The sequence below is a fragment of the Pseudomonas sp. NPDC086278 genome (genome assembly GCF_050280905.1).
Classification (GTDB): Bacteria; Pseudomonadota; Gammaproteobacteria; order Pseudomonadales; family Pseudomonadaceae; genus Aquipseudomonas.
Genome location: NZ_JBNNWE010000190.1, coordinates 1 through 3329, shown reverse-complemented (window position 1 = coordinate 3329; position 3329 = coordinate 1). Strand labels below are relative to the sequence as shown.

Here is a 3329-nt window from a genome sequence, read left to right as displayed (position 1 = left end):
CTCGATATCGGCTTCCTGCTGCAACAGCGCCTTGACCATCGGCAGCAGCCGCGCGCCTTCGTCGCTGACGCTGAGGCGGCGGCCGTGTCGTCTTCGACATAGTCGCCGGTCACGGTCTGCAACAGAACGCTCTCGGGCAGGCGCATGCCTTTTTCAGCGATGAACTTGTTGGTCGGCGAAATCTTGCCCCGGGTGATCCCGGTCAAGTCGGCGATCATGCATTCGACTTCTGTGATCTTGTGGTCTTTCAACCAATCGGTGAGCTGGTCGAGGTTGTTACTCATAAATGCCTCTAGGCTTTGAGTTTCCTGACTCGTGCAAGTCAGGCAATGTTTGACGCATCGGCGTCGCGTTGAAATGTGTGTCTACGACAGGCTATCGTGTTTTTTCCGCAGCGCACGGCAAACGCCGGGCGTGCAGAATCACGAGCGGTGCCCTGCGTGATCGCCGGGCCGCTATTGTGAATCGGTTCTATATTGAATGAAGTAACCGTAATGGGGGTGTCGCCTCGACCGTCCAGAATATCGGACGCACGCACTGCTTTCGTCGGGGACGCAAATATTGCCGGCAGGCCCGAAGCCGCTGGGGCCACGGCGCGGACGAAAGTGTCGCCACTGATGTGATAAGCATGCAGACCGATCTGCGTGGAGCAGATGGTGACGCCGATTAACGGCAGGCGAGACATGAAGCACCCCGGTATTATTGCTGTTATGGGTTTGAATCGAGCTTAGCCTTGTTCATTTTTTTACACAACACCCCCGTAAAAAATACAACACGGCCCGCTCAAGCCCGCAGTCGGCAAAGCGTTCGAGGGCATAAAAATGCCCCAAAGTGCCTCAAAAATGCCCTATGAGCGCTTTTTTAGGGCAAAAAAGGCCTCGCTTGACTTCGGCATGCCGTTCGGGTTGACTGAAACCCGAAGAGATCAATGATTGATATTTTTAACAACAAAGGTGTTGCATCATGTCGGTACCCCCGCGTGCCGTTCAGCTTAACGAAGCGAACGCGTTCCTTAAGGAACATCCTGAGGTTCTGTACGTTGACCTTCTGATTGCGGATATGAATGGTGTGGTGCGCGGCAAGCGCATCGAACGCACCAGCCTCCACAAGGTTTACGAGAAAGGCATCAACCTGCCGGCCTCTCTATTTGCTCTGGATATCAATGGCTCGACGGTGGAAAGCACCGGCCTGGGTCTAGACATCGGCGATGCTGACCGAATCTGCTATCCAATCCCTGACACCCTGTGCAATGAGCCTTGGCAGAAGCGCCCTACCGCGCAACTGTTGATGACCATGCACGAACTGGAAGGCCAGCCGTTCTTTGCCGACCCGCGAGAAGTGCTGGCCAATGTCGTGCGCAAGTTCGACGAAATGGGCCTGACCATCTGCGCCGCGTTCGAACTGGAGTTCTACCTGATCGACCAGGAGAACGTGAACGGTCGTCCGCAACCGCCACGCTCGCCGGTGTCCGGCAAGCGCCCGCACTCGACACAGGTCTACCTGATCGACGACCTCGACGAATACGTCGACTGCCTCCAAGACATTCTGGAAGGTGCGAAAGAGCAAGGCATCCCGGCCGACGCCATCGTCAAGGAAAGTGCCCCGGCGCAGTTTGAAGTGAACCTGCACCACGTGGCCGACCCGATCAAGGCTTGCGATTACGCGGTCCTGCTCAAGCGCTTGATCAAAAACATCGCCTACGACCATGAGATGGACACCACGTTCATGGCCAAGCCTTACCCAGGCCAGGCGGGTAATGGTCTGCACGTGCACATCTCGATTCTTGATAAAGATGGCAAGAATATTTTTGCCAGTGAGGATCCCGAGCAGAACGCCGCACTGCGTCACGCGATCGGCGGTGTGCTCGAGACCCTACCGGCGCAGATGGCTTTCCTGTGCCCGAACGTTAACTCCTACCGCCGTTTCGGCGCTCAGTTCTACGTGCCGAACTCGCCGTGCTGGGGCCTGGACAACCGTACCGTGGCGATTCGCGTCCCGACCGGTGCCGCCGATGCCGTGCGTATCGAACACCGCGTTGCCGGTGCCGATGCCAACCCGTACCTGCTGATGGCGTCGGTTCTGGCGGGCGTGCATCACGGCCTGACTAACAAGATCGAGCCGGGCGCCCCCGTAGAAGGCAACTCCTACGAGCAGAACGAGCAAAGCCTGCCGAACAACCTGCGCGATGCATTGCGCGAGCTGGACGACAGCGAGGTCATGGCCAAGTACATCGATCCGAAATACATCGATATCTTCGTCGCCTGCAAGGAAAGTGAGCTGGAAGAGTTTGAACACTCCATCTCCGACCTTGAGTACAACTGGTACCTGCATACCGTGTAAGCGGTTGCAGTAAAAAGAACGCCGTTGGCTGATAAAGCCTGCGGCGTTTTTTATGGCTGTTTTTCTGTAAGAGCGAGGCGTCTGCTTCGCGAGCAAACCCGCTCCCACATTGGAATGCATTTCAAATGTGGCAGCGGGTTTGCTCGCGAAGGCGTCCTGGCAGACAACTCAGATGCCGGCTCGTACAATGCCCGCTGCCCCCGCAGGAGACCTCGATGACCCGACTCGCCACCCCACGCAAACCCCGCGCCCGCAGCCAGGCCCGGATCGATTCGATACTCGATGCCGCCCGTACGCTGCTGGCCGCCGAGGGCGTGGCCAGCCTGTCGATCTACAGCGTCGCCGAGCGTGCGCAGATCCCGCCGTCCTCCGTCTACCACTTCTTCGCCAGCGTCCCGGCCCTGCTCGAAGCGTTGACCGCCGATGTCCACGCCGCGTTTCGCGCCTGCCTGCAAGCGCCTATCGACCACGGCGCATTGAACGGCTGGCGCGACCTGTCACGGCTGGTCGAGCAACGAATGCTCGATATCTATGACGAAGACGCCGCGGCTCGCCAGTTGATCCTCGCCCAGCACGGCCTGACCGAAGTCACCCAGGCGGACCGCCAGCACGACATCGAACTCGGCGACCTGATGCACAAGCTGTTCGATCATCATTTCGAACTGCCGAGGCTGCCGACGGATGTCGATGTGTTTGCCTTGGCCATGGAGTTGGGCGATCGGGTGTATGCGCGCTCGGTGCAGCTGCATGGGCAGATCACGTCGCGGATGGCTGAGGAAGGGATGCGGGTATTTGATGCGTATCTGGGGCTCTATCTGCCGCCGTATCTGCCCAGGCGCAACCTTTCAGCCTGAGTTTTCCAGCGGCTTCAGTGGCCTCTTCGCGAGCAAGCCCGCTCCCACATTTGAAATGCATTCCAATGTGGGAGCGCCAGGCTTGACCGCAGGGCTTACGCCGATCGCAGGGCGATGGCTGATTTTTAGGAAAAG

General features: G+C 58.4%; 2 protein-coding genes and 2 pseudogenes. 2 read left to right on the top strand and 2 right to left on the bottom strand.

Annotated features, from left to right (window positions below; genetic code table 11):
* Nucleotides 1-284 (bottom strand): annotated as a pseudogene (locus ACQKP4_RS28720) (hypothetical protein); the annotation flags it as partial.
* Between the two features lie 122 nt (nt 285-406).
* Nucleotides 407-685: pseudogene (locus ACQKP4_RS28715) on the bottom strand (gamma-glutamyl-gamma-aminobutyrate hydrolase family protein); the annotation flags it as partial.
* A gap of 278 nt (nt 686-963) precedes the next feature.
* On the opposite strand from ACQKP4_RS28715, the gene ACQKP4_RS28710 reads away from it, so the two are divergent.
* Together ACQKP4_RS28710 and ACQKP4_RS28705 are read left to right on the top strand one after the other, a co-directional pair.
* On the top strand, nt 964-2340 hold the full coding sequence (locus ACQKP4_RS28710) for a glutamine synthetase family protein (RefSeq protein WP_090178366.1): 1377 nt from the start codon (nt 964-966) through the stop codon (nt 2338-2340).
* 215 nt (nt 2341-2555) lie between these two features.
* Nucleotides 2556-3194 (top strand): TetR/AcrR family transcriptional regulator, encoded by a 639-nt coding sequence (locus tag ACQKP4_RS28705; RefSeq protein ID WP_427637403.1) that lies wholly within the window; start codon nt 2556-2558, stop codon nt 3192-3194.
* Nucleotides 3195-3329: the final 135 nt, after the last annotated feature.